This window comes from Paraburkholderia flagellata, from assembly GCF_021390645.1.
In the GTDB taxonomy this organism is placed as follows: Bacteria; Pseudomonadota; Gammaproteobacteria; order Burkholderiales; family Burkholderiaceae; genus Paraburkholderia; species Paraburkholderia flagellata.
Map to the genome: position 1 here is coordinate 1,097,951 of NZ_JAJEJT010000004.1, position 20,483 is coordinate 1,118,433.

A 20,483-nucleotide genomic window follows, 5' to 3' on the forward strand; every position below is an offset into this window, starting at 1 on the left:
CGATGACCAACGACGCTTCAGGCAACCTCGACGACCTTTCGTCAGGCGGCAGCCGCTACCATCAGGTCTATCCCAGGCTGACCGAAACGGAGCTGGCGATACTGGAGCGATACGGCGAGCGGCGCAAGCTGAAAGCCAACGACATCCTCTATTCCGAAGGCGACCGGCACACGGGCATGTTCGCCATTCTTTCCGGAACGATCGAGGCGACGAGAGCTTCCGTGCAGGGCCCTCGACTCCTTGGCACACACGGTCCCGGCAGTTTCACCGGCGAGGTTGGCACGCTCGCCGGCCGCGCTGCGGTGGCCACGACACGCGCCGTGTCCGATTGCGAGGTCATCGTCATCGATGAGGAATCCTTGCATGTTCTCGTGATTGCCGAAGCAGAATTAAGCGAAACGATCATGCGCGCCTATATCCTGCGCCGGGTCGCCTTCATCAAAGGTCAACAGGTAGGCTTGATGGTGATTGGGAGTACGTCTTCGGCACCCACGCTGCACCTGCGCCACTTCCTGAGCCGCAACGGTCAACCCTCGGCCTACTTCGATATTGTCGCGCATGCCGAGGCGAGAGAATTCCTGACGCGTTATGGTGCAACGGAAGCCGACATCCCGATTGTGGTCACGATGCAAGGCAAGGTGCTGATGCAACCCAGCCACAGGGCCGTCGCAGATGCAATCGGCCTGAGTCCCGACCGGCTCGATGGAGAGCACTTCGACCTCGTCGTAGTGGGCGCGGGACCCGCAGGGCTCGCAGCCGCGGTGTACGCCTCATCGGAGGGTTTGAAGGTTGCGGTTCTGGATGCCAAGGCACCGGGAGGTCAGGCCGGCACCAGTTCGAAGATCGAAAATTACTTTGGATTTCCAACGGGCATATCCGGGCAGGCGCTAGCCGGTCGCGGCCTGTCTCAATGCCGCAAGTTCGGCGCCGAGGTCGGCGTGCCCATCGAGGCACTGACGATCGACTGCACAGACACGCAATCGTTTCGGATTGGCCTCGATCATGACGAGCGTGTTTACGCTCGCGCAGTCGTCATTGCCACCGGCGCGCGCTATCGGAAGCCGGAGCTTCCCCGCCTTGAAGATTTTGAAGGTCGCGGCGTCTACTACAGTGCGACATTCATGGAGGGCGGGTTCTGCAACAACGAAGAATTGATCGTCGTGGGCGGCGGAAATTCGGCGGGACAAGCTGCGGTGTACCTCGCGACGTTCGCGCGTCATGTCCACGTCGTTGTTCGCGGCGAAGGGCTCAGCGCAAGCATGTCGGCGTATCTGATCAGACGGATCAATGCGGCGGACAACATCACGGTTCACACGAGGACACAGATCGTCGAGTTATTGGGCGAGTCGAGATTAGAGGCAATAGGCTGGGACCGGCAGGGAAAGATCGAACACAAGCCCATTCGGCACGTCTTCCTTTTTCTTGGCGCTCAGCCCAATACGCGGTGGCTTGGCAATTGTGTTGCCCTGGACGCGAACGGCTTTGTGCTGACCGGCGCCGCTACCGGCGACACGTGGAAAGCCGATCGGCCGCCGCACGATCTCGAGACGAGCCGGCCGGGTATCTTTGCCGCCGGCGACGTGCGGAGCAACTCCGTCAAGAGAGTAGCGGCTGCCGTCGGAGAAGGAGCAGGCGCCATTCAGGCCATTCACCAATATCTTGCAAGCTTCGGGTGACGCGTGTCGAGCGTTGCACGATTCGTGCGCGATGGATCGAGTTGAGTGTCTCCCCTCTATCGAATCGGGAGGCCGTCGACAGACAACTCCACGCCGTTCACGAAGCTCGAATCGACTGAAGCAAGAAACAGCGCGACTGTCGCAATTTTGCAGACCAGGTCATAAGCGCGTTACCGACCGTTACAGATGAGCGCGGACGGTTTCATTTGCCGATGGGTCGAGAGACTATCCTTCAAATGGCCGTCTCACAGTCGGTGCGAATTGGCAAACCGACGCGGAGTCACATCATGAAGCACGCAATTCCGCTGCTGGCGATCGCTGCGGCGCTCTGCACACCCGTGCCCGCTCTGGCTCAAGCTAACGTGGGTGGCTATTACACACCGATTCCGCCGCCACCACCGCCGGTGTCCTATCAATCCCGCTTCGCACCACCGGGTGCCTATGGGGCGCCGGGTACCTACGTCTACCAGACCAGTCCACCGCCAGACGTATATCGGGGACCGCCGGCCGGCGGCTATGGCAATGGGCAGGGTGGTGGTTGGCACAGGGGGTGGGAACACCACCACTGGTGATGGGCGACGGTTTGCGTTGAGGACTGCGCGCTGCGTGGCTGCGCTTGGCTCCGCTTGGCGTCGAGTCGCGTCCAGCAACCAATGACATCACTCGCACACAGTCCGAGCAGCGACTGCTGTTCACGCGTGCAAATGACTCCTCGTCGCACCTGCAGAACAGCTTGTCGACACACCGATCTCCGCGCCGTCGCCACACTGGAAAGCATGTACTTCTCCGGGTGCGCTTGATACATCAAACCCCTTCAGTACGCTCGTAGGGCTTAAGCTCATCGAGCGGGCCGACAACCCATGCGTCTGTTCGGCCATTTCACATCTCCAGTCGCGATTCAGGGGTGACTCACGGCCGCAAACCCGTGAGGCCGAGCACTGCGTTCGCATTGCTGGGTGGATCGTCCACCGCACATTCAGTCGGAGATCTGGGTCCGTGCCTTGCTCGTCAGGTGACGAGATCCGGTCGCGCATCAGGAAGGAAAAACGGATAATGCATCTCTGTTTCCAGCGCAATTGTGCAGCGCATCAAAATATAATGCCGGTGATGTGGAAGCTTCCGGCCTGCCATATTGGGTTCGTCGCCATATTTTCTTCGTGCGGCCTGTACGGGTTGTCGACAGGATGGCAGCGCAGACGACGCGCGGACACGGCGGTTTCGTTCAACTGCAACTGAACCTGAATAAATTCACGATGCGTATTCCACCGCTTAAGTCCATCATCGCGTTCGAAAGCGTCGCCAGAACCAAAAGCGTCAACCGTGCGGCGGAAGAACTGGGCCTGACGGCTTCGGCCGTGAGCCATCAGCTCAGCAATCTCGAGTCGATCATCGGCCAGCCGTTGTTTCAACGATCAGGGCGCGGCCTTGTGTTGACGCCAGCTGGCGAGCGCTACCTTTCCGACGTGACCGGTTCACTCGCCGATCTGAGCCGCGCGACGGAGCGCGCGTCGAGCCGTACAGAGGTCGACATCTTGCGGGTCCATTCGAGCCCGAGCTTTGGACTCATGTGGCTGCTTCCGAGGCTCACTTCGTTTCAGGAAGCAAACGGCGATCTTCAACTCAATCTCGCTTGTTCCTATGAAAACGTCTCGTTTTCAAACGGCTATTACGATATCGACATCCGGCATGGTTACGGCAACTGGGACAATCTGGAAGTGAAGACAGTGCGTGGCGAGTTCATTGCGCCGCTGGCTTCCCCCGCCTATCTGGAGCGACATCCCGTCACGACACCGGAAGATCTGCTGGCGCATCGTCTGATCTATTCGGAGACGCCGCTCGTCCAGTGGAAACAGTGGTTTGGCCGAACGGGCGTATCCGCCGGGCAGAAGACGTTCGACTTTGCGTTCGACCGCTCGTACATGTCGATCGAAACAGCGGCGCTCGGCCTGGGCATCGCGCTTGAAAGCCTCACGCTGGCTTCGGTGAAAATCCGGGATGGTTTGCTGGCGCCTGTTTTCGACGAGACTTATTCCGTTGAAGTCGGCGCGCATCATCTGGTTTACCCGATGCAAAACGCCGAATTGCCTCGTGTGCAACGGTTCCTCGCGTGGATCGAGCGGGAGGCGGCGTCCACCTGAATTTTTCTCAGCCATTGTTGAACGTTTCTGCGTTGATGCCGTTGCCCTGTCCGCCGACACTACAGGCACCAATCAACACTCAGGAGACAAGCAATGCTGCTCGAGAACAAGGTTATCGTGGTGACGGGCGCGGCATCGCCCCGTGGTATCGGCAAGGCGACCGCAAAGGCGCTGGCCGCACAGGGCGCGCGCGTCGTGATCCTCGACCTGCGCAAGGCAGACGCGCAAGCTGCCGCCGCCGATCTCGGCCCTGACCATCTCGGCCTCGCCTGCGATGTCACCGACAAGGACGCTTGTGTAGCCGCTGCGCGTGCGACGCTCGAACGCTACGGCCGCATCGATGGCCTCATCAATAATGCAGGTATCACGCAGCCGGTTCGCACGCTCGAAATCGGCGGCAAGGATTTCGACGCGATCATCGACGTCAATCTGCGTGGCACCCTCTATATGTCGCAGGCGGTGATTCCCGCAATGAAGGAGCAAAACGGCGGCAGCATCGTCTGCATGTCGTCCGTTTCCGCGCAACGCGGCGGCGGCATCTTCGGCGGACCGCACTACAGCGCCGCCAAAGCGGGCGTGCTCGGGCTCGCCAAAGCCATGGCGCGCGAGTTTGGCGCGGATCGCATCCGTATCAATTCCATCACGCCAGGTCTTATCCAGACGGACATCACGGGCGACAAACTGACGCCCGACATGCGCGCAGAAATCATCAAGGGCATCCCCCTCGGGCGGCTCGGCGATGCAGTTGATGTCGCGAACGCCTGCCTCTTTCTGGTCAGTGACCTCTCGACCTACCTGACGGGCATCACACTCGACGTGAACGGCGGCATGCTGATTCACTGACGACAACGCCGCGCTTGCGCAGCATTCCTAAGCACCTGGGACAAACCGGGGCCGTGGCAGGAGACAGACACATGAAATCCAGATACACCGCACCGCCCGTTGCGGGCGATGCGATCCCGCGCGGCGACTCGCCGACATTCGAGGCCAAAACCTACGCAAAGGTCAGCCGCCGTTTGATTCCCTTTCTGATGCTGTGCTATCTGGGCGCATATCTCGATCGCGTCAACGTGGGCTTTGCGAAACTGCAGATGCTGAGCGATTTGCGCTTCAGCGAGACCGTCTACGGTGTAGGCGCGGGCATCTTCTTTCTCGGCTACTTTCTGTTCGAAGTACCAAGCAACCTCATTCTTCACAGGGTCGGTGCGCGCAAGTGGCTTGCGCGGATCATGCTCACGTGGGCGGTTATATCCGCGAGCTTCGTGTTCGTCAAATCGCCAACTGCCTTCTACATGCTGCGCTTTTTGCTCGGCGTGGCCGAAGCGGGATTTGCTCCGGGCGTGATCTTGTACCTGACCTATTGGTTTCCCTCCGCGCGCCGTGCGAAAGCATTGTCGCTGTTCTTCATGGCGATTCCGCTGGCAGGCATCATCGGCGGCCCGCTGTCGGGTTCGATCATGCATTCGCTCCAGGGCGCAATGTCGATGGCGGGATGGAAGTGGCTGTTCCTGCTCGAAGCCGTGCCATCGCTGGTGCTCGGCATCGCAATCCTGCTGTACCTCGATGACAGCATCGCGAAGGCAAAGTGGCTCACCGACTCCGAAAAGGCACTGCTCGCCCGCAATGTCGCCGGAGACAATGCGCACAAGACGGCTCACCTCTCGATCAGGGCGTTCATCGGCGACCGCCGCCTGTGGCTGATGGCTGCGATCTACTTCTGCGTCGTGCTCGGCCAGTACGGTCTGACTTTCTGGCTGCCCACCATCGTGCGCAAAGCGGGTGTATCGGACCCACTGTGGGTCGGCATTTTCACCGCGATTCCCTACCTGTGCGCGCTCATCGCGCTGCCGCTGATCGGCATGAGCGCAGACCGCCGACGCGAACGCCGCTTCCACCTCGCGATTCCGATGCTGATTGCAGCAGCGGGTTTCGCAGCCTTGCCTGCGCTGGGCAGCGTCGCGGCATCGATTATCTGCCTGAGTGTTGCTGCCGCCGGCATCCTCGCATCGTCTTCGCAATTCTGGTCGTTGCCGACTTCACTGCTTGGCGGAGTATCGGCCGCTGCGGGCATCGCCGCCGTGAACTGTTTCGCCAATCTGGCGGGATTCTTCTCACCGGCCATCGTCGGCTGGCTCAATGATCTGACCGGCAAATCGACCGCGGGTCTCATCTTTATCTCCGTGGCGGTGACGCTGGGTGCCGCGCTCGTGTTCCTCGTCCCGGCCAGGTCCGTCAACCGCTGACGCATCACGATTCCTTCGATATCAAAGGAGCAATACATGGACACCGAAATCATTACCGAGGACGTCTCGCTCGCTGAGCGCGCGTACCGGATCAGGAGAAACGCGCTGCTGATGGGCGAAGTACAAGGCCAGGGCTATATCGGCCAGGCGCTCGACATCGCAGATGTACTGGCCGTGGCGTACTTCGACGCCATGCGCTACCGCGCGCAGGACCCCGAATGGGAAGATCGCGACCGCTTCCTGTTGTCCAATGGTCACTACGCGATTGCGCTGTACGCCGCGCTCTTCGAAGCCGGCATCCTGCCAGCAGAAGAACTCGAAACCTATGGCAGCGATGACAGCCGACTGCCCATGTCCGGCATGGTGAGCTATACGCCGGGAATGGAAATGTCGGGGGGCTCGCTTGGCCACGGCCTGACGATTGCCGTGGGCCGCTGCCTCGGGCTCAAGCGCAAAGGGTCGAACGCGTTCGTCTACACCCTCTTCTCCGATGGCGAACTCGACGAAGGCGCGATCTGGGAAGGCCTGATGTCCGCCGCGCACTGGAAGCTCGACAACCTGATCGCGATGGTCGATGTGAACAATCAGCAGGCCGACGGCCCCTCGACGCAAATCATGGCGTTCGAGCCTCTCGTCGAGAAACTCGAGGCATTCGGCTGGCACACGCAGCGCGTGAACGGCAACGACATTGAAGCCGTGAAGCTGGCTTTCGATAACGCGCGCAATCACGACAAGCCGCAACCGCGCATCATCGTGTGCGACACGAAGATGGGCTGCGGCGTACCGTTCCTCGAACAACGCGAAAAGAACCACTTTATCCGCGTCGACGCGCACGAGTGGCAACTCGCGCTCGAAGCACTCGAAGCACTCGAAGCAGGGAGAAAAGCATGAGCACCGTTGAGAAAAAGCCGCGCCTGAAAACATCGGCGATGATCGCGTCGATTGCGGGAGAAGGCCAGACGACCCGTTCCGCGCCGTTCGGCCACGCACTTGCCGAACTCGCACGCACGAAGACCGACGTGATCGGCATGACGGCAGACCTCGGCAAATACACCGACCTGCATATCTTCGCGAAAGCATTCCCTGAGCGCTATTACCAGATGGGCATGGCCGAACAGTTGCTGATGGGTGCCGCGGCAGGCTTCGCGCATGAAGGCGCACAGCCGTTCGTGACAACCTATGCGGTGTTCGCCACGCGCCGCGCCTATGACTTTATCCATCAGGCAATCGCTGAGGACAACCTCGACGTGAAGATTGTGGCAGCACTGCCTGGTCTCACGACAGGCTATGGCCCGAGTCACCAGGCAGCTGAAGATCTCGCGCTGATGCGCGCGATGCCGAACATGACAGTGATCGATCCGTGCGACGCGCTCGATATCGAGCAGATGGTGCCGGCCATCGCCGCGCACAAAGGCCCCGTCTACGCGCGCCTGTTGCGCGGCAACGTGCCCGCCGTCCTCGACGAATACGACTACAAGTTCGAACTCGGCAAGGCGAAGCTGCTGCGCGACGGCAACGACGTGCTACTGATCTCATCCGGGATCATGACGATGCGCTCGCTCGAAGTCGCGAAGGCGCTGGAAGCGGACAACATCGGCGTCGCCGTGCTGCACGTGCCGACCATCAAGCCGCTCGATACCGCCACGATCCTGCGCGAAGCGAAGCGTACGGGCCGCATGGTGATCGTCGCAGAAAATCATACGGTGATCGGCGGACTCGGCGAAGCCGTGGCCCGCGCGCTGCTCTGCGCGGGCGTGACGCCGCCGTTCCGGCAAATCGCGCTGCCTGACGAGTTTCTCGATGCGGGCGCCCTGCCAACGCTGCACGACCGCTACGGCATTTCGACTGGGTCGATGGCCGCGTCTATCAAAACGTGGCTCGCGTGAAAGTGTGTCACGACCGATCAGGAACGCTGATCGCTTTCTGCTTACATTTAGCCCGGCGGTGGTGCCACTCAACTCGTTCGGACCACCTGCCCGATCAACTCGATGAGCCAGCCAAGGCCAGCGTCGCCTTGTTGAGCGGTATTCCACAAAGCGCTGACCTGATGAATAGGGGTGCTGAACGGCAGTGGGCTGACGTGCAGTCCCAGACTGCGACTCCATGTGCCGGCGATGTAATCGGGGACCGTAGCCAGGACGGGGTTGTCGCGCGCAATGAAAGGTTGCGCGGCGAAGTGCGGGTTGGAGAACACCACACGCCGTGGCTTGCCCTGTGCCTCCAGCCACTCGTCGATGAATCCTCGCGGCTCTCCGTTGAACGACGCGAGCAAATGCGGATACGCCAGAAACTCGCGCATGTTGAGTGCCTTGCCACGCGTTCGTATCAGCTCCGGGTTGTAGATGCAGACCATGCGCCAGTCCAACAGAGTGCGCTGTTGTTGCCACGGAGCACGATGGTTGAATACGCCTAGCGCGACCTCGATTTCGTTGCGCTCAAGCATGCCGGAGACACGGTGGCAGTCCGTATCGAGAGTGATGAGCTTGACGCCCGGTGCCTCAGCGGCAAGCGCCTTCAACAAAGATGGAAATAGCGTTATCGAAATCGACTCAGAAACACCTACCCGGAACGTCCGCGTCGCGTGTAGCGGTTCAAACGGTTGTTGAGTTCGCATAGCCTGATGCAGGCCAAGAAGCAGCATTTCTATCTGCTGCGACAACTCCAGAGCACGCGGCGTCGGCTCCATGCCCACGCGGCTACGCACGAATAGTTCGTCACCGAAAGCTGCGCGCAGTCGCTTCAGCGCGCCGCTCACTGCGGGCTGACCAAGAAACAAACGTTCCGCAGCACGTGTGACGTGGCGTTCCTGCATGAGCGCACGGAAAACCAGCAGCAGATTGAGATCGAAGCGGCGAAGATCATGCTCGATGATGGAGGCCATTACGATAAACGATTGGAGTGATAGTTGAGCTGGCATGCACGATAGCACCGTTGACCGCATCGACGGCGTGAATCTGCCAAAACTCAATGAGCGGCGTGAGCGCGGAACGTGATACCTGGCCGCTCGTCCGGCGTTGCGTGTTAGACGTCGGGCGCCTGGCCGGGCCTGCTCCGAGTGCGGAAGTGTGGTCAATGTCCGGCTGCGCAGACAGTACGATGACGCCTCATTGAGGCGCCGTACTTACTGCATTCACTCGTCAATCAAGTGCCGCGGCAATCTCGCGGCGGCATCCATCGAAAGGTAAATAATGAGCAAGCAGATCTTCATCAACCTGCCCGTGACGGACCTGCAGCGATCAATCGCGTTCTATGAGGCTGTTGGCGCGGCCAGGAATCCCGCGTTCAGTGATGATACCGCCGCGTGCATGGTGTTTTCCGACACGATTTACGCCATGCTTCTCACACACGACAAGTGGCGCCAATTCACGAACAAGCGGATCATCGATGCGCACGTCGACGCGCAGGTGCTGCTGTGTCTTTCCGCGAGTGGCCGCGAAGAGGTGTCCAGCCTGGTCGACAAGGCGGCTGACGCCGGCGGTCAGGCGGACCCGACGCCGGTGCAGGACCTCGGCTTCATGTATGGCCGCAGTTTCGAAGATCCGGACGGTCATATTTGGGAAGTGATGTGGATGGACATGAGCGCCGCCCCTCCGCACGGCTAAATGTTCCTTCGCATGCAACGGGAACGGAGACGCCCTCTCCAGAACGAAGGCTGTTTCGGTAGATCTCCAGGCGGAAGCAAACGGCCATGACGCATTCAATCCGCTTTTTCCGTGGGCGGCCGCACATTCCTGTGCGCTCGGCTGCAGACAGTATGTTTGCAGTATCGAGTCAGCCGTCTGCGTCAGGCGCGATTGCCTGGCACCCCAGATTTGTTGCCCCCGGCGCCTCCGCTGATGCCCCCTTTCCCGTTCGGAGTATTCGCGATGACCAAAGACGCATCCACGATTGAGCCAATCACGATTGGTGGCCTGACAGTGCGCTATCTCATAGACGGATCCGCCACAAATGGCATGGGCGTCTTCGAGTTGACGATCACCCCGGGAGCAAACGTTCCGCCACCACATAGTCACACTCACAATGAAGAATTCGTATATGCCTTGGAGGGGCTCATCCGATATTCCGTTGATGGTGTTGTCAGGGATCTGGCACCGGGTCAGTGGATGCATACGCCCAAGGGCTCAGTCCACGCGTTCAGCAACCCTCATCCGGCCACTGCCAAGGCACTAATCGTCCTTACCCCTGACCTGGGTGCACAATACTTTCTCGATGTACAGGGAGTTGTGAATGCCGGCGGACCGCCTGACCGCCAGAAGTTGTTGGCAGTGATGTCGGGCTACGGGCTCGTTCCTGGCACCCCGAAGTGACTCCTCATTCAAGCCAGCGCAAAAACCTGGCACGAAAGAGGCAGAATCGACACTTATCTGCTGCCCAAGTTAATGCTTTATGGTTCCCGGACCAGGATGCCTCGAGGCGCCAGTATCCCGCTGGCGACATCGAGGAATTCGAGCCAGTGATGCATGTCGATGCACATCCAATCGAAGCCCGCTCGCGTCATGGCCTGCGCGCTCAGTGCGCCCGGTATGCGGCACCATCCGCCGACGGCGGCACTCCCATACGCCCAGATAGATCGCCGGGATGACCGCGCTTCGGGGGCGCACTTCGTCTGCCCAACGCCGACACGCCAGTACGACATCATGGTCGCCATCTGTATTCAATCGACTTAAAAAATCGTCCACGCGAGGCGCGCTGCCCCAGTCACGAGCGCGCCTTGCCAAGCACTTCGGGATTGACCGGATTCGGCGGACGCCCGGCCCGCGGCCCCTCGCCAAGACCAGCGATCAGATTGTCGGCAGCCAGGTTCGCCATTGCGCGGCGCGTCGCTTCAGTCGCGCTCGCGATATGCGGCGTCAGCACGACGTTCGGCAACGTAAGAAGATCCGGATGCACGCGCGGTTCATCTTCGAACACGTCAAGAGCGGCAGCGCCGATACGCCTCGCGCGCAGCGCATCAGCAAGCGCCGCGTCGTCGACGATACCGCCACGCGCGATGTTGGTGAGTGTCGCGGCCGGCTTCATCTGCGCGAGTTCAGCGACGCCGATCGTATGACGGTTATCGGGCGTGTACGGCAGGACGAGAACGACATGATCCGCGCAGCGCAGCAGTTGTTCCTTCGACACATACTCCGCGTTCAACTCCGCTTCGATCTGCGGCGCCACACGCGCACGGTTGTGGTAGACGACGCGCATGTTGAAGCCGCGCGCGCGGCGGGCGAGCGCCTGTCCGATGCGGCCCATGCCGACAATGCCGAGGGTCGAGCCGTGAATATCGGTACCGAGAAAGGCGTCGTATTGAAACTTCTGCCACTTGCCGGCGCGCAGCCAGTGCTCTGACTCGGTCACGCGGCGCGCCGCCGCCATCATCAGCGCCCAGCCGAAGTCGGCCACTGATTCGTTCAGCACCTCAGGCGTGTTGGTCGCGAGGACATTGACCGCATTGAACGCGGCGATGTCGAAGTTGTTGAAACCAACGGCCATGTTCGACACGACGCGCAAGCGCGGCGCTGCCGCGAGCACCGCAGCCGTGATGGGTTCGCCCGCGGTCAGTGCGCCGTCCTTGTCCGCCAGGCGCTGAAGCAGTTCGTCGGCGGTGAGTACGTTGCCCTGGTTCCAGTCGACTGCGAAATAGTGTTTGAGTCGGTCGATCACGTCCGGAAAGGTCGGACCGGCTACCAGAATCTTCTGCACGCTCTATCTCCACACTGTGCACAGCGCCGAATGGCGCGGCGCACAATTAAACAAAACGACGAGCCAGTCAGTGATGGGCTCTGCGCTACTTTTCAATGCGTACGTCAAGCGTAACGGCTGCCCTGAATCGCAACTGCAAGGAAACTTGCAAACGTGGGTTCTTTAGGTATCGCTGACGTTGACCTGGGAGCCGGGCGCGCCGAAACGACCTACGTCACTGGAATCGTGCTGGCTGCGGTGGTCGGCGCCGATTCACGAACACACAGTTGCCAACCGGTCGCGGAACTCGAAGTAACTGGTGGTCACAGCGCTCGGCGCCTGAACTTGCGGGTAGTGTCCGACACCGGGTAATTGCGTGACGTCGGAACGGGGCACCAGTTCGCGATAGCGATCGACCATGTGGCTCCCGGAGATGGGATCTACAGGGCCAACGATCAGCTTGAGCGGAATCTCCGCTGCCTGGAGCGCGCCCACCCATCTTTCGCGATGCTCGATGCGATCCGGGATGTAATTGATGAGTTTGTGCATGATTCGCTCGCCGTGCCGTTCACGCAACAAATCCCACATGGAGTCGAGCGTTTCGGCGTCTGGCGGATATTGTTTCCCGAAAACCGCACTCATGTTTTCAGACAGTTTTCTTTTGGTCGTCAGCAAAGACACGAGCGGCCCAATCGGCGAGAGCAGCAGCGACTGAAAGCGCACGCGCCTGTGCGTTTCAGGGAAAAGGCCGCCGTTGAGGAAGCAGGCACTTCGGAGTTTCGGTCGATCTGATCGTTCAATATCCCGGGCTACCATTTCCTGTGCCACCGAGTCGCCGTAGTCGTGAGCCAGAATGTGGAATTCGCCGACACCACGCATCGCAAGGAATTGATCGTAAAGATTGGCCTGATCGAGGATCGAGTATGTGTAATCTCGCGGCTTGTCCGAATAGCCGAACCCGATCATGTCGAGCGTGAGCAATCTGTAACGCCCGAGCAGATTCGGCCAGACGTGTAGCCAGTCCCACGAAGCCGTCGGAAAGCCATGGATCAAAAGTAAAACGGGGGCATCCGCTCGCCCTTCATCGCGCCAGAAGATATTGTGCCCACGGTAGGTAAAGTAGTTTCCCCGGGCTTTCCATGCGTCTGTGCTTTGTGTCATGTCTCGCTCCTCCTACGGGCAAGCTCGATTGGTCTGCCTGGATAATTTGGAATACACATCATTATCGTGACAATCCACAAAACGATGCGCGGTCACGAATATCGGGTGCATAGTTTCAACGCGCCCTTCGCGTTACATTCAGGGCGCGTATTCATCGACGGCGAGAAAGGGAGAGTTCCCTCTCCCGAAAGTTTCGTGCTTGCCCCAGAGCACTTCCCTACGAACGATAACTGTCGTCAATACGGTCCAGTTTGCGAATCATCGCCGGCCACACAAAGGAGCCTCCTACCCCGTCTGTCTGAACGTTCTTCGCCGACGCCGCTGTGGCCAGAATAGCCGGGTCGACAAGCGTCAGTTCTCCTCCCGCTTGCGCTGATAGCTGGATCTGGCACGCAGTCTCGAAGATGTACATCTGCAGGAATGCGTCGGCAATGGTCTTTCCGACGGTCAGCAGGCCATGGTTCCTGAGCATCAGATAGTTGGCGTGCCCAAGGTCGTCCTGCAAGCGCGGTTTTTCGTCATCTCGAAGCGCCACGCCCTCGTAATCGTGATACCCGAGCGAGTCGAGCACGAAGGTCGATTGCTGGGAAATCGGCAACAGGCCGTTCTTCTGTGCGCTCACGGCGACGCCCGCGCGCGTATGTGTGTGCAATACGCACTGCACGTCCTCGCGCGCAGCATGAATCGCGCTATGGATCACAAAGCCAGCGCGATTTACGTCGAACTCCGAATTCGAGAGTCGCTGGCCTTCGGTGTTGACCATGATGAGCGACGATGCGGTGACCTCTTCGAACAGGAGCCCGTACGGGTTGATCAGGAACCGATGGTCAGGACCAGGCATTCGCGCGCTGATGTGAGTAAAGATCAGATCGGTCCAGCCATGAAGCGCCACGAGGCGATAACATGCAGCGAGGTCGCAGCGGAGCTGCCACTCATCAGCACTGACGGTATTTTTCAGCGAGGGGATTCGCATGATGTCTCCTTGAAGTTGTTGAGGTTGGATCAGGAAACGCTGACGGGTTCAACATGGTTGCTTTGGCCGTCAACTTGACCATAGAGTACAGAAGCGCCTATCTTCAGACCGCAAGATATCTTCCATTTTTTGCGCCTCTCACCGCCCAATCGAGTTTTCAAATGACTTTCATCGAACAGGCATCTGACCAGATGCGCGCGAATCCGTGGTATGGCTCACTGGCTCGGGACACGCAGCAGGCGCTTCTGCGAGTGATATCGAGCATCATCGCCAGAATTTGCGCGATTTCCCTTCACTACGGCCGCATACAAATACTTTCAAGAGAGGCGTTGCTGAAGCTCCAGGAAGACGACTGCTAAACGTCTCAAGCGCGATCAGCCGTGCATCCCTTACCTTATTTTTCCAGGTCTGCTTTCATGCGAAGCATGACAACGCTGGCCACCAAAAGAAGAACCGAGCAGGAATAGAGCCCAGCATCGAGGCTTCCCGTCGATGTCTTTATCAGGCCAATTGCGTACGGACAGATGATTCCCGAAACGGCACCCAGGCTCGTAACGATAGCGATACCGACAGCCATGGATTCCTTGCGAAGCACCGACGTCGCCACGGCCCAGAAGACTGGGAACGACGATATCACTGCGGCCAACGCGACGGAAATCAGTGCGATAGAGGTCCACAGCAACCCTTCCGTCCAGTTGCAAAGGGAGAGCGTCACGGCGCAAAGCAGCACGGCAAACGCGAAGTGCCATCGCCGCTCCCGTGTCCTGTCAGAGTGGCGGCTGTACCAGATCATCGCCACAATTCCGCACGCGTAGGGAATGAGGGAGAGCAAACCGATTCGTTGCAGGCCCGCTGCTCCGGCCCGTTCGATCATAGATGGCATCCAGAAGCTCAGCGCATAAGCGGCGCAGCTCATGGCGAAATAGAGCGCTGCGAGTCTGTAGACCGACATATCACGAAACACCTTACGAACACGTGCAGTCTCCGCCGGTATGTCGCGTGATTTTTCTGCGAGATCTCGCGCGATGGCATCTTTCTCCGCGACAGAAAGCCATCTGGCAGCGGACGGCTGATCGACGAGCAAAAGATAAGTTGCAATGCCTAAGAGGACCGTCGGCAATCCCTCGAGCAGAAACATCCATTGCCACCCTCGCAAGCCGTGAACGCCGTTCATGTTTTGCAGTAAGTAGCCCGAAACGGGACCGGAAATCAAGCCCGCTGCGACCGTGGCGGCCATAAAGAAAGCAACGATGCGAGCCCGCCGATCAGCCGGAAACCATAGAGTCAGGTAAAAGAGGATACCCGGAAAGAAGCCAGCTTCGAACACGCCAAGGAAGAACCTCGCCACATAGAATTCAAGCGGATTCGCTACGAACATGGTGCCCATTGAAACGACACCCCAGCAAAGCATGATGCGAAGCATTGTTTTACGCGCTCCGACTTTCTTCAAAAGCACGTTACTGGGTACCTCAAAGAGCACGTACCCCACAAAGAACATGCTGGCGCCCAACCCATATACGGCGTCCGAAAAATGTAGGTCGAACCGCATCTGCAATTGGGCATAGCCAATGTTGATTCGATCGAGGTAGGCAAGCAGATAACAGAAGAAAAGTAACGGAACGACTTTTCTCGTTACCTTTAGATAAGTCCTTTCGAGATCCGTCGAGGAACTCGTGTACTGAAATGCGGTAATGTCTGACATTCTGGAGTCCTTTGTTAAAGGTGGGGACGCGCACAAAGAGCCTGCTGTATCGCATTCACACGGCGCGCCCGCTCCGTCTGGCCGAGAAGCGGATTCGATCGCATATCGCCCCGCTTACAGGAACGCCTTGATACGCACTGCGCAAATGGCCATTGGGCTTCGTGGCCCTGACATCACTCCTTTTCAGTTTCGTAAGGCAAGGGTAGTGGGTGCCTTGCCGCGCAACTGCAAGATAAGTTGCAATTTCGGGTTTATCCGGTCGAGGTTTCCGCTGGGCTGCGCGCTTAACCCAGCGACAAGAAAGTAGTCAGGCCGCGCCCCATCCCAGCGCAGCCGCTTGCGCGACCATCGCGCTTCTTCTACGCTCTGTTCGTCGTCTTTCCCCCTTTGAGCCTGCGATGAACTCCCATCGGCACACCATCTTCACGGCGCTGCTCGCCGCCGCCCTGTTCGGCATCACCACGCCGCTCGCCAAGGCGCTGCTCGGCAGCGTGTCGCCATTCATGCTCGCGGGGCTCTTCTATCTCGGCAGCGGTTCGGGGCTCGCGGTCGTACTGCTGTTACGCCGACTCTCGGCGCACCGCGGCGATCCAGCCGTCGCGCATGAGCCCGCACACGACCCGCTGCGCCTGGCCGAATTGCCATGGCTCGCCGGCGCGATCGCCGCGGGCGGCGTGGCGGCTCCCGCCCTGCTCATGCTCGGCCTGAACACCACACCCGCCGCCACAAGTGCGCTGCTGTTGAACCTGGAAGGCGTGCTAACGGCGCTCATCGCATGGGTCTGTTTTCGCGAAAACTTCGATGCGCAGATCGCGGCGGGCATGCTGGCGATCGTGGCGGGCGGCGTGCTGCTCTCCTGGCCCGGCACGCATGCCGGCACGGTGTCTGGCGTTGCGTCAGGCATCGCGCCCGGCGCGCTGCTCGTCGCGCTCGCGTGCCTGTGCTGGGCCATCGACAACAACCTCACCCGCAAGGTCTCGACCAATGACGCGATGGTCGTGGCCTGCACCAAGGGGCTCGTGGCTGGGCCCGTGAATATCGGCATTGCGCTCGCCGCAGGCGCGCACTGGCCCGCCTGGCAGGCAACCGGCGGCGCCATGGCCGTGGGGTTCGCGGGCTATGGCGTGAGCCTCGTGCTCTTCGTCGTCTCGCTGCGCCATCTCGGCACGGCGCGCACCGGCGCTTACTTCTCCGTGGCGCCGCTCTTCGGCGTGGCGCTTTCATTGTTGCTGTGGCCTGAGCGCCCTCCACTCGCTTTCTGGCTCGCGCTCGCGCTGATGGCGTTTGGTGTGTGGCTGCACGTGCGCGAGCGGCATGACCACACGCACACGCACGAGCCGCTCGAACACACCCACGCTCACCGGCATGACGAACATCATCGGCACGAGCACGATTTCGCCTGGGACGGCACCGAGCCGCACACGCATGCGCACCGTCACGCGCCAATTACGCATAGCCACGCGCACTACCCTGACGTGCACCATCGGCACGCCCATTGACGGTGGGACGAGCAGCAGCCACTTCCGCCGAAAACGACGTCAAGATTTCCCAGGACCGCCGCGCTTTGCGCGCGCACGATGCACGACTCGTCACACAAAACGAAGGAGGCATATGCGATGGCTACCGTGTTCCGGGACATCCCCGTTGAAGCCGCGGCGCAAGACGTATGGACCGCGCTGCGCGATCCCGCCAACGTCGCGCACGTATTCGCCGGCGTGCTGACCGAGGCGCGCATGGAAAACGACGTGCGATGGGTCACGTTCGCCGACGGCACCGTCATCGAGGAACGCGTGATCGTCGTCGACGACGCGCACATGCGCCTCGCCTACACCGTGGGCGGCGGGCGATTCGAGCATCATCATGCGACGCTCCAGGTGATGCAGGATTCACCCGAACGTTGCCGCGTGGTCTGGATAAGCGACTTCAAGCCTGACGATCGGATCCAGATGGTCGAACTGCTCACGGATGCGGGCTGCGCGGCGCTCAAGCGCAATCTCGCCCGGCGATAAGCATGGTCACTGGGCAGTCGTCTTCGCGGCCACGGCGCGCGCACCTGTGCTTTTGCGCCGGGCGCCTTGAAGACGGGTGTCATTCACGCCAATGGCTGTACTTCTTTTGCGAACGCGCGGGCCAAATTCGAGTGTTGTGGTCGGGCTAGGCAGTTAGTTGCACAAACGACGCTTCGCCAATATTCCCGGACGATCCAGGGACTGTGCGACGGCGCCCATACCGGCACGCCGTTTGCGCTCAGAATAGTGCCAGATGACTCGAAAATGGGAGCCGTAATGGGGGCAGGAAAATTAACGTTGGCCGTGCAATGTATCGCCGTCTGTGCGGGCCTTGCGGCAACATCGGCTTCACACGCCGCAGGCACCTTCGACGGCAGCTGGAACGTGACGCTCACGTGCCCCAAGGGTGCCGTCGGTACAACCGGCTACCGATACCAATTTCCAGCAGAAATCCAGGAAAACGTCCTGCACGGTGAGCACGGTGAAAGAGACGCGGGTGGCTGGCTCACGCTGGACGGCAAGCTCGAACCCGACGGATCGGCCACGCTCGTCGCCCAAGGTCTGACCCCGCCATCGCCCCACGCGATGGGGCATGCCAACGCCAAAGCGCCCTATTCGTACGAGGTCAGCGCACAGTTCGACGCGACTTCAGGCAGCGGTTCGCGCACGACAGCGCGTAAATGCGACCTTGTGTTCGTAAAGGAATAATTGGCGAGGATGGCTGGCAGCCCGTGCAACCGGCCGCTGGAAAAGAAAAAGCCCGCTTGAGAGAGCGGGCTGAATCCATATCAGGAGGAGACATGGAGGAGACGGGTTAAGTATAGGGTTTTCCCCTAAGCTGCGCAACAGTTTTTTCACAATTTTGCGGCAGCCTGCTTCAGCCTCGTTCCCGGCCTCGTTCCCGGCCACAATTTCGGTCTCAATTGGCGTGCTTTTCCCTCTGAACCGCGCCGAAATGAAACGCAAGAAAAAGCCCCATGACGAGCGCGCCCGCCAGCACCGCGACGACGTCTTCGCTCGTTGCAGGCTCCTGAAGCCGGTGCACGCCAAGCGCCAACGCGATCACGATATTCACGAAGCCCCAAATCACATTCACGACGGGCGACGAGTCGCCCCGCCCTCGCGGACGTGCAAAGGGTGTGGGAAAAGGCAGCCCCTGCAGGCCGGAGGCCAGATGCGGGATCGCATTGCAAAAGAACGCACCAGCGAAAAAGAGCCACAAATACGGCATGTCGTAACCTCGAACGTACAAACAGGAAGGGGCAGCACAATGGCATGCAGCGACGGCGAGCGCCGCGCCGAAATGCGAGGGCATCCTCGCAAATAATAGTAGAGAGTGGCCTCGCATAAGTCAATTCATTCGGGATCGGCTGGCGTGTGCCTGTGCTTCTTTATGGCCCTTCATCGGCAAGAATCCCATATGCTAATATGCGAGGAATTTCCATCATATCCTCGCATTAGAAGATATCGTCATGACGCCCACCACGCCTGTGGCGCAACCCGCGCGCCCCACCGAACCCAAACGCGAAAGGGGCCGCCAGCGTGTGGCCGCGATCATGGACGCCGCTGTCGCCGTTTTCACCGAAAAGGGTTACGACGCGGCCACCATGACCGAAATCGCGGCGCGCTCGTCGACGGCGATCGGCTCGCTGTACCGCTTCTTCCCGACCAAAGAGGCGCTGGCCGAGGCGCTGTTGCTGCGTTACGCACAGCAGGCAAAGAACGGACTCGCCGACCTCGAGCAACAGGTTCCGGAGATGACCCTCGAGGCCGTAGCCGATGCGCTCATCGACTTCGTGCTGCTGTTGCAGTCGCAACGCAGCTTCGCCGTTGCGCTCGTCGACGCCCGCAGCGGTAGCGACGACCACCGCAAGCGCTTTCGCGAAGCGATGCGCAGCGGCGTGGCCGGCATCCTGATCCGCGCGATCGCGCATCTCAAGCCGGCCAGGGCAAAAGTCATGGCGATCGTGCTGATTCACATGCTCAAGGGCGTCGCTAGCATCGCCAACGAAGAACCCTCGGCGCGGGCCGTCCTGATGGCCGAACTTCGTGATCTCGTGCGCCTGTATCTCGTTTCGGCTGCGCAGCGCGCTGGCGGCAAATAGCCTGCTAAAGAAGGAAAGCGGCGTCACGCGCGCATGATCTTTGTGCGCTACCATCGCTCCATGCCCGAACAACCGCAACCCGCGGCTGCCGTGCCGCTGTCCGCGGCGGCGCAGCCCCAAAGCCCCTACGCCACCGCATTGGCGGGTGCGATCGCGCTGCTCGCGTGGGGCGCGCTCGCCGCGCAAGCCGACATTACGATTCAGCGCATGGTGCTGCGCGGCTTCGATGTGTTCGAAGCCATCGGCCGGCTTTCGGCCTATCTGACCAATCTCACGGTGTTGCTCGTCGCGCTCACCTTCACCTGCATTGCGCTGCGCCTGCGCGCGTGGCCGGCGCGCTTCTTCCGTGCTCCGGGCACAGTGAGCGCAGTGACGGTGTACATCGTCTTCGTTGGCATTACTTACAATTTATTGCTGCGCCATCTCTGGACGCCACACGGCTATCGCGCGTTGCTCAACGAAAGCCTGCATAGCCTGATTCCGCTGTTATGCGCAGCGTATTGGCTGCTGTTCGTGCCGCGCTTGACCCTTAGCGCTCGCGATCGCCTCGCCTGGCTCGTCTATCCGCTGGGCTATCTCGCGCTCACCTTCTGGCGCGGCAGCGAGACGGACTTCTATCCCTATCCGTTCATCGACGTCGGGCAACTCGGCTATGCGCACGTGCTCGTCAACAGCGCCTTGCTGCTCGCCGCCTTCATGGTGTTGATGACGGTCTTCGTGACGATCAACGCGAGAAGGCGCCCCGCCGTTGCGCAAAACGATAGGCTCGGCGCATCGGCGTTGCAGCGCCCGGACTAACTCGCCATTTC

The 20,483-nt window shown here is 60.2% G+C and carries 20 protein-coding genes; 14 read left to right on the forward strand and 6 right to left on the reverse strand.

The features are described 5' to 3' along the window. Positions 1–2 precede the first annotated feature (2 nt). The 6 genes from L0U83_RS35515 to L0U83_RS35540 all read left to right on the forward strand — a co-directional run bounded on the left by L0U83_RS35515 (position 3) and on the right by L0U83_RS35540 (position 7,943). Positions 3–1,676 (forward strand): FAD-dependent oxidoreductase, encoded by a 1,674-nt coding sequence (locus L0U83_RS35515; RefSeq protein WP_233888818.1) that lies wholly within the window; start codon positions 3–5, stop codon positions 1,674–1,676. Positions 1,677–2,929: 1,253 nt separating this feature from the next. Beyond that, positions 2,930–3,814, forward strand: coding sequence for a LysR substrate-binding domain-containing protein (locus L0U83_RS35520; protein ID WP_233889200.1), 885 nt, complete (start codon positions 2,930–2,932; stop codon positions 3,812–3,814). 93 nt (positions 3,815–3,907) lie between these two features. After that, positions 3,908–4,657 carry an SDR family NAD(P)-dependent oxidoreductase gene (locus tag L0U83_RS35525; protein WP_233888820.1) on the forward strand — a complete coding sequence of 250 codons (750 nt, stop codon included), beginning with the start codon at positions 3,908–3,910 and terminating at the stop codon, positions 4,655–4,657. Between the two features lie 71 nt (positions 4,658–4,728). Continuing rightward, complete coding sequence (locus L0U83_RS35530; RefSeq protein WP_233888821.1) at positions 4,729–6,057, forward strand: MFS transporter; 1,329 nt, start codon at positions 4,729–4,731, stop codon at positions 6,055–6,057. Between the two features lie 36 nt (positions 6,058–6,093). After that, positions 6,094–6,948, forward strand: a complete 855-nt coding sequence (locus L0U83_RS35535; protein ID WP_233888823.1) for a transketolase — start codon at positions 6,094–6,096, stop codon at positions 6,946–6,948. Next, a complete protein-coding gene (locus L0U83_RS35540; RefSeq protein ID WP_233888824.1) occupies positions 6,945–7,943 on the forward strand; it encodes a transketolase family protein in 999 nt (332 codons plus the stop codon). The genes L0U83_RS35535 and L0U83_RS35540 overlap by 4 nt, the downstream gene beginning before the upstream one ends. Before the next feature lie 68 nt (positions 7,944–8,011). On the opposite strand, the gene L0U83_RS35545 is transcribed toward L0U83_RS35540, so the two are convergent. Further along, on the reverse strand, positions 8,012–8,938 hold the full coding sequence (locus tag L0U83_RS35545) for a LysR family transcriptional regulator (RefSeq protein WP_233888825.1): 927 nt from the start codon (positions 8,936–8,938) through the stop codon (positions 8,012–8,014). A 307-nt stretch (positions 8,939–9,245) separates the two neighbouring features. On the opposite strand from L0U83_RS35545, the gene L0U83_RS35550 reads away from it, so the two are divergent. Beyond that, a complete protein-coding gene (locus L0U83_RS35550; protein ID WP_233888826.1) occupies positions 9,246–9,659 on the forward strand; it encodes a VOC family protein in 414 nt (137 codons plus the stop codon). Between the two features lie 264 nt (positions 9,660–9,923). After that, a complete protein-coding gene (locus L0U83_RS35555) occupies positions 9,924–10,364 on the forward strand; it encodes a cupin domain-containing protein (protein ID WP_233888827.1) in 441 nt (146 codons plus the stop codon). A 391-nt stretch (positions 10,365–10,755) separates the two neighbouring features. On the opposite strand, the gene L0U83_RS35560 is transcribed toward L0U83_RS35555, so the two are convergent. The 3 genes from L0U83_RS35560 to L0U83_RS35570 form a co-directional block, all read right to left on the reverse strand. Continuing rightward, entirely contained in the window at positions 10,756–11,745 is a 990-nt protein-coding gene (locus tag L0U83_RS35560) for a 2-hydroxyacid dehydrogenase (protein ID WP_233888828.1), read from the reverse strand. A 252-nt stretch (positions 11,746–11,997) separates the two neighbouring features. Continuing rightward, complete coding sequence (locus L0U83_RS35565; RefSeq protein ID WP_233888829.1) at positions 11,998–12,885, reverse strand: alpha/beta fold hydrolase; 888 nt, start codon at positions 12,883–12,885, stop codon at positions 11,998–12,000. Between the two features lie 217 nt (positions 12,886–13,102). Beyond that, positions 13,103–13,858, reverse strand: a complete 756-nt coding sequence (locus L0U83_RS35570) for a class II aldolase/adducin family protein (RefSeq protein ID WP_233888830.1) — start codon at positions 13,856–13,858, stop codon at positions 13,103–13,105. 161 nt (positions 13,859–14,019) lie between these two features. Between L0U83_RS35570 and L0U83_RS35575 the strand changes: the two genes are divergently transcribed. Continuing rightward, positions 14,020–14,217 carry a hypothetical protein gene (locus L0U83_RS35575; protein ID WP_233888831.1) on the forward strand — a complete coding sequence of 66 codons (198 nt, stop codon included), beginning with the start codon at positions 14,020–14,022 and terminating at the stop codon, positions 14,215–14,217. Between the two features lie 35 nt (positions 14,218–14,252). Here the strand turns inward: L0U83_RS35575 and L0U83_RS35580 are convergent, their stop codons facing one another. After that, the gene (locus tag L0U83_RS35580) at positions 14,253–15,560 is read right to left on the reverse strand and encodes an MFS transporter (protein WP_233888832.1); all 1,308 of its coding nucleotides are present in this window, start codon (positions 15,558–15,560) and stop codon (positions 14,253–14,255) included. Between the two features lie 398 nt (positions 15,561–15,958). Between L0U83_RS35580 and L0U83_RS35585 the strand changes: the two genes are divergently transcribed. From L0U83_RS35585 to L0U83_RS35595, 3 genes are all read left to right on the forward strand, one after another. Beyond that, positions 15,959–17,059, forward strand: coding sequence for a DMT family transporter (locus L0U83_RS35585; RefSeq protein ID WP_233888833.1), 1,101 nt, complete (start codon positions 15,959–15,961; stop codon positions 17,057–17,059). Positions 17,060–17,176: 117 nt separating this feature from the next. After that, positions 17,177–17,569, forward strand: coding sequence for an SRPBCC family protein (locus tag L0U83_RS35590; protein WP_233888835.1), 393 nt, complete (start codon positions 17,177–17,179; stop codon positions 17,567–17,569). A gap of 66 nt (positions 17,570–17,635) precedes the next feature. Beyond that, positions 17,636–18,277 carry a hypothetical protein gene (locus tag L0U83_RS35595; protein WP_233888837.1) on the forward strand — a complete coding sequence of 214 codons (642 nt, stop codon included), beginning with the start codon at positions 17,636–17,638 and terminating at the stop codon, positions 18,275–18,277. A gap of 211 nt (positions 18,278–18,488) precedes the next feature. On the opposite strand, the gene L0U83_RS35600 is transcribed toward L0U83_RS35595, so the two are convergent. Next, positions 18,489–18,917, reverse strand: a complete 429-nt coding sequence (locus L0U83_RS35600) for a hypothetical protein (RefSeq protein ID WP_373321176.1) — start codon at positions 18,915–18,917, stop codon at positions 18,489–18,491. 124 nt (positions 18,918–19,041) lie between these two features. Here L0U83_RS35600 and L0U83_RS35605 point away from each other — a divergent pair, with 124 nt between their 5' ends. Together L0U83_RS35605 and L0U83_RS35610 are read left to right on the forward strand one after the other, a co-directional pair. After that, complete coding sequence (locus tag L0U83_RS35605; RefSeq protein ID WP_233888838.1) at positions 19,042–19,674, forward strand: TetR/AcrR family transcriptional regulator; 633 nt, start codon at positions 19,042–19,044, stop codon at positions 19,672–19,674. Between the two features lie 60 nt (positions 19,675–19,734). Beyond that, on the forward strand, positions 19,735–20,472 hold the full coding sequence (locus tag L0U83_RS35610; RefSeq protein WP_233888840.1) for a Pr6Pr family membrane protein: 738 nt from the start codon (positions 19,735–19,737) through the stop codon (positions 20,470–20,472). Positions 20,473–20,483 lie beyond the last annotated feature (11 nt).

Excerpts from the sequence above, each read along its gene's own strand:
- L0U83_RS35610 (WP_233888840.1), top strand. The coding sequence starts at position 19,735 with ATGCCCGAACAACCGCAACCCGCGGCTGCCGTGCCGCTGTCCGCGGCG.
- L0U83_RS35605 (WP_233888838.1), top strand. The coding sequence starts at position 19,042 with ATGACGCCCACCACGCCTGTGGCGCAACCCGCGCGCCCCACCGAACCC.
- L0U83_RS35530 (WP_233888821.1), top strand. The coding sequence starts at position 4,729 with ATGAAATCCAGATACACCGCACCGCCCGTTGCGGGCGATGCGATCCCG.
- L0U83_RS35570 (WP_233888830.1), bottom strand. The coding sequence starts at position 13,858 with ATGCGAATCCCCTCGCTGAAAAATACCGTCAGTGCTGATGAGTGGCAG.
- L0U83_RS35535 (WP_233888823.1), top strand. The coding sequence starts at position 6,094 with ATGGACACCGAAATCATTACCGAGGACGTCTCGCTCGCTGAGCGCGCG.
- L0U83_RS35520 (WP_233889200.1), top strand. The coding sequence starts at position 2,930 with ATGCGTATTCCACCGCTTAAGTCCATCATCGCGTTCGAAAGCGTCGCC.
- L0U83_RS35540 (WP_233888824.1), top strand. The coding sequence starts at position 6,945 with ATGAGCACCGTTGAGAAAAAGCCGCGCCTGAAAACATCGGCGATGATC.
- L0U83_RS35575 (WP_233888831.1), top strand. The coding sequence starts at position 14,020 with ATGACTTTCATCGAACAGGCATCTGACCAGATGCGCGCGAATCCGTGG.
- L0U83_RS35580 (WP_233888832.1), bottom strand. The coding sequence starts at position 15,560 with ATGTCAGACATTACCGCATTTCAGTACACGAGTTCCTCGACGGATCTC.
- L0U83_RS35545 (WP_233888825.1), bottom strand. The coding sequence starts at position 8,938 with ATGGCCTCCATCATCGAGCATGATCTTCGCCGCTTCGATCTCAATCTG.
- L0U83_RS35565 (WP_233888829.1), bottom strand. The coding sequence starts at position 12,885 with ATGACACAAAGCACAGACGCATGGAAAGCCCGGGGAAACTACTTTACC.
- L0U83_RS35600 (WP_373321176.1), bottom strand. The coding sequence starts at position 18,917 with ATGCGAGGCCACTCTCTACTATTATTTGCGAGGATGCCCTCGCATTTC.
- L0U83_RS35555 (WP_233888827.1), top strand. The coding sequence starts at position 9,924 with ATGACCAAAGACGCATCCACGATTGAGCCAATCACGATTGGTGGCCTG.
- L0U83_RS35515 (WP_233888818.1), top strand. The coding sequence starts at position 3 with ATGACCAACGACGCTTCAGGCAACCTCGACGACCTTTCGTCAGGCGGC.
- L0U83_RS35525 (WP_233888820.1), top strand. The coding sequence starts at position 3,908 with ATGCTGCTCGAGAACAAGGTTATCGTGGTGACGGGCGCGGCATCGCCC.
- L0U83_RS35550 (WP_233888826.1), top strand. The coding sequence starts at position 9,246 with ATGAGCAAGCAGATCTTCATCAACCTGCCCGTGACGGACCTGCAGCGA.
- L0U83_RS35590 (WP_233888835.1), top strand. The coding sequence starts at position 17,177 with ATGGCTACCGTGTTCCGGGACATCCCCGTTGAAGCCGCGGCGCAAGAC.
- L0U83_RS35585 (WP_233888833.1), top strand. The coding sequence starts at position 15,959 with ATGAACTCCCATCGGCACACCATCTTCACGGCGCTGCTCGCCGCCGCC.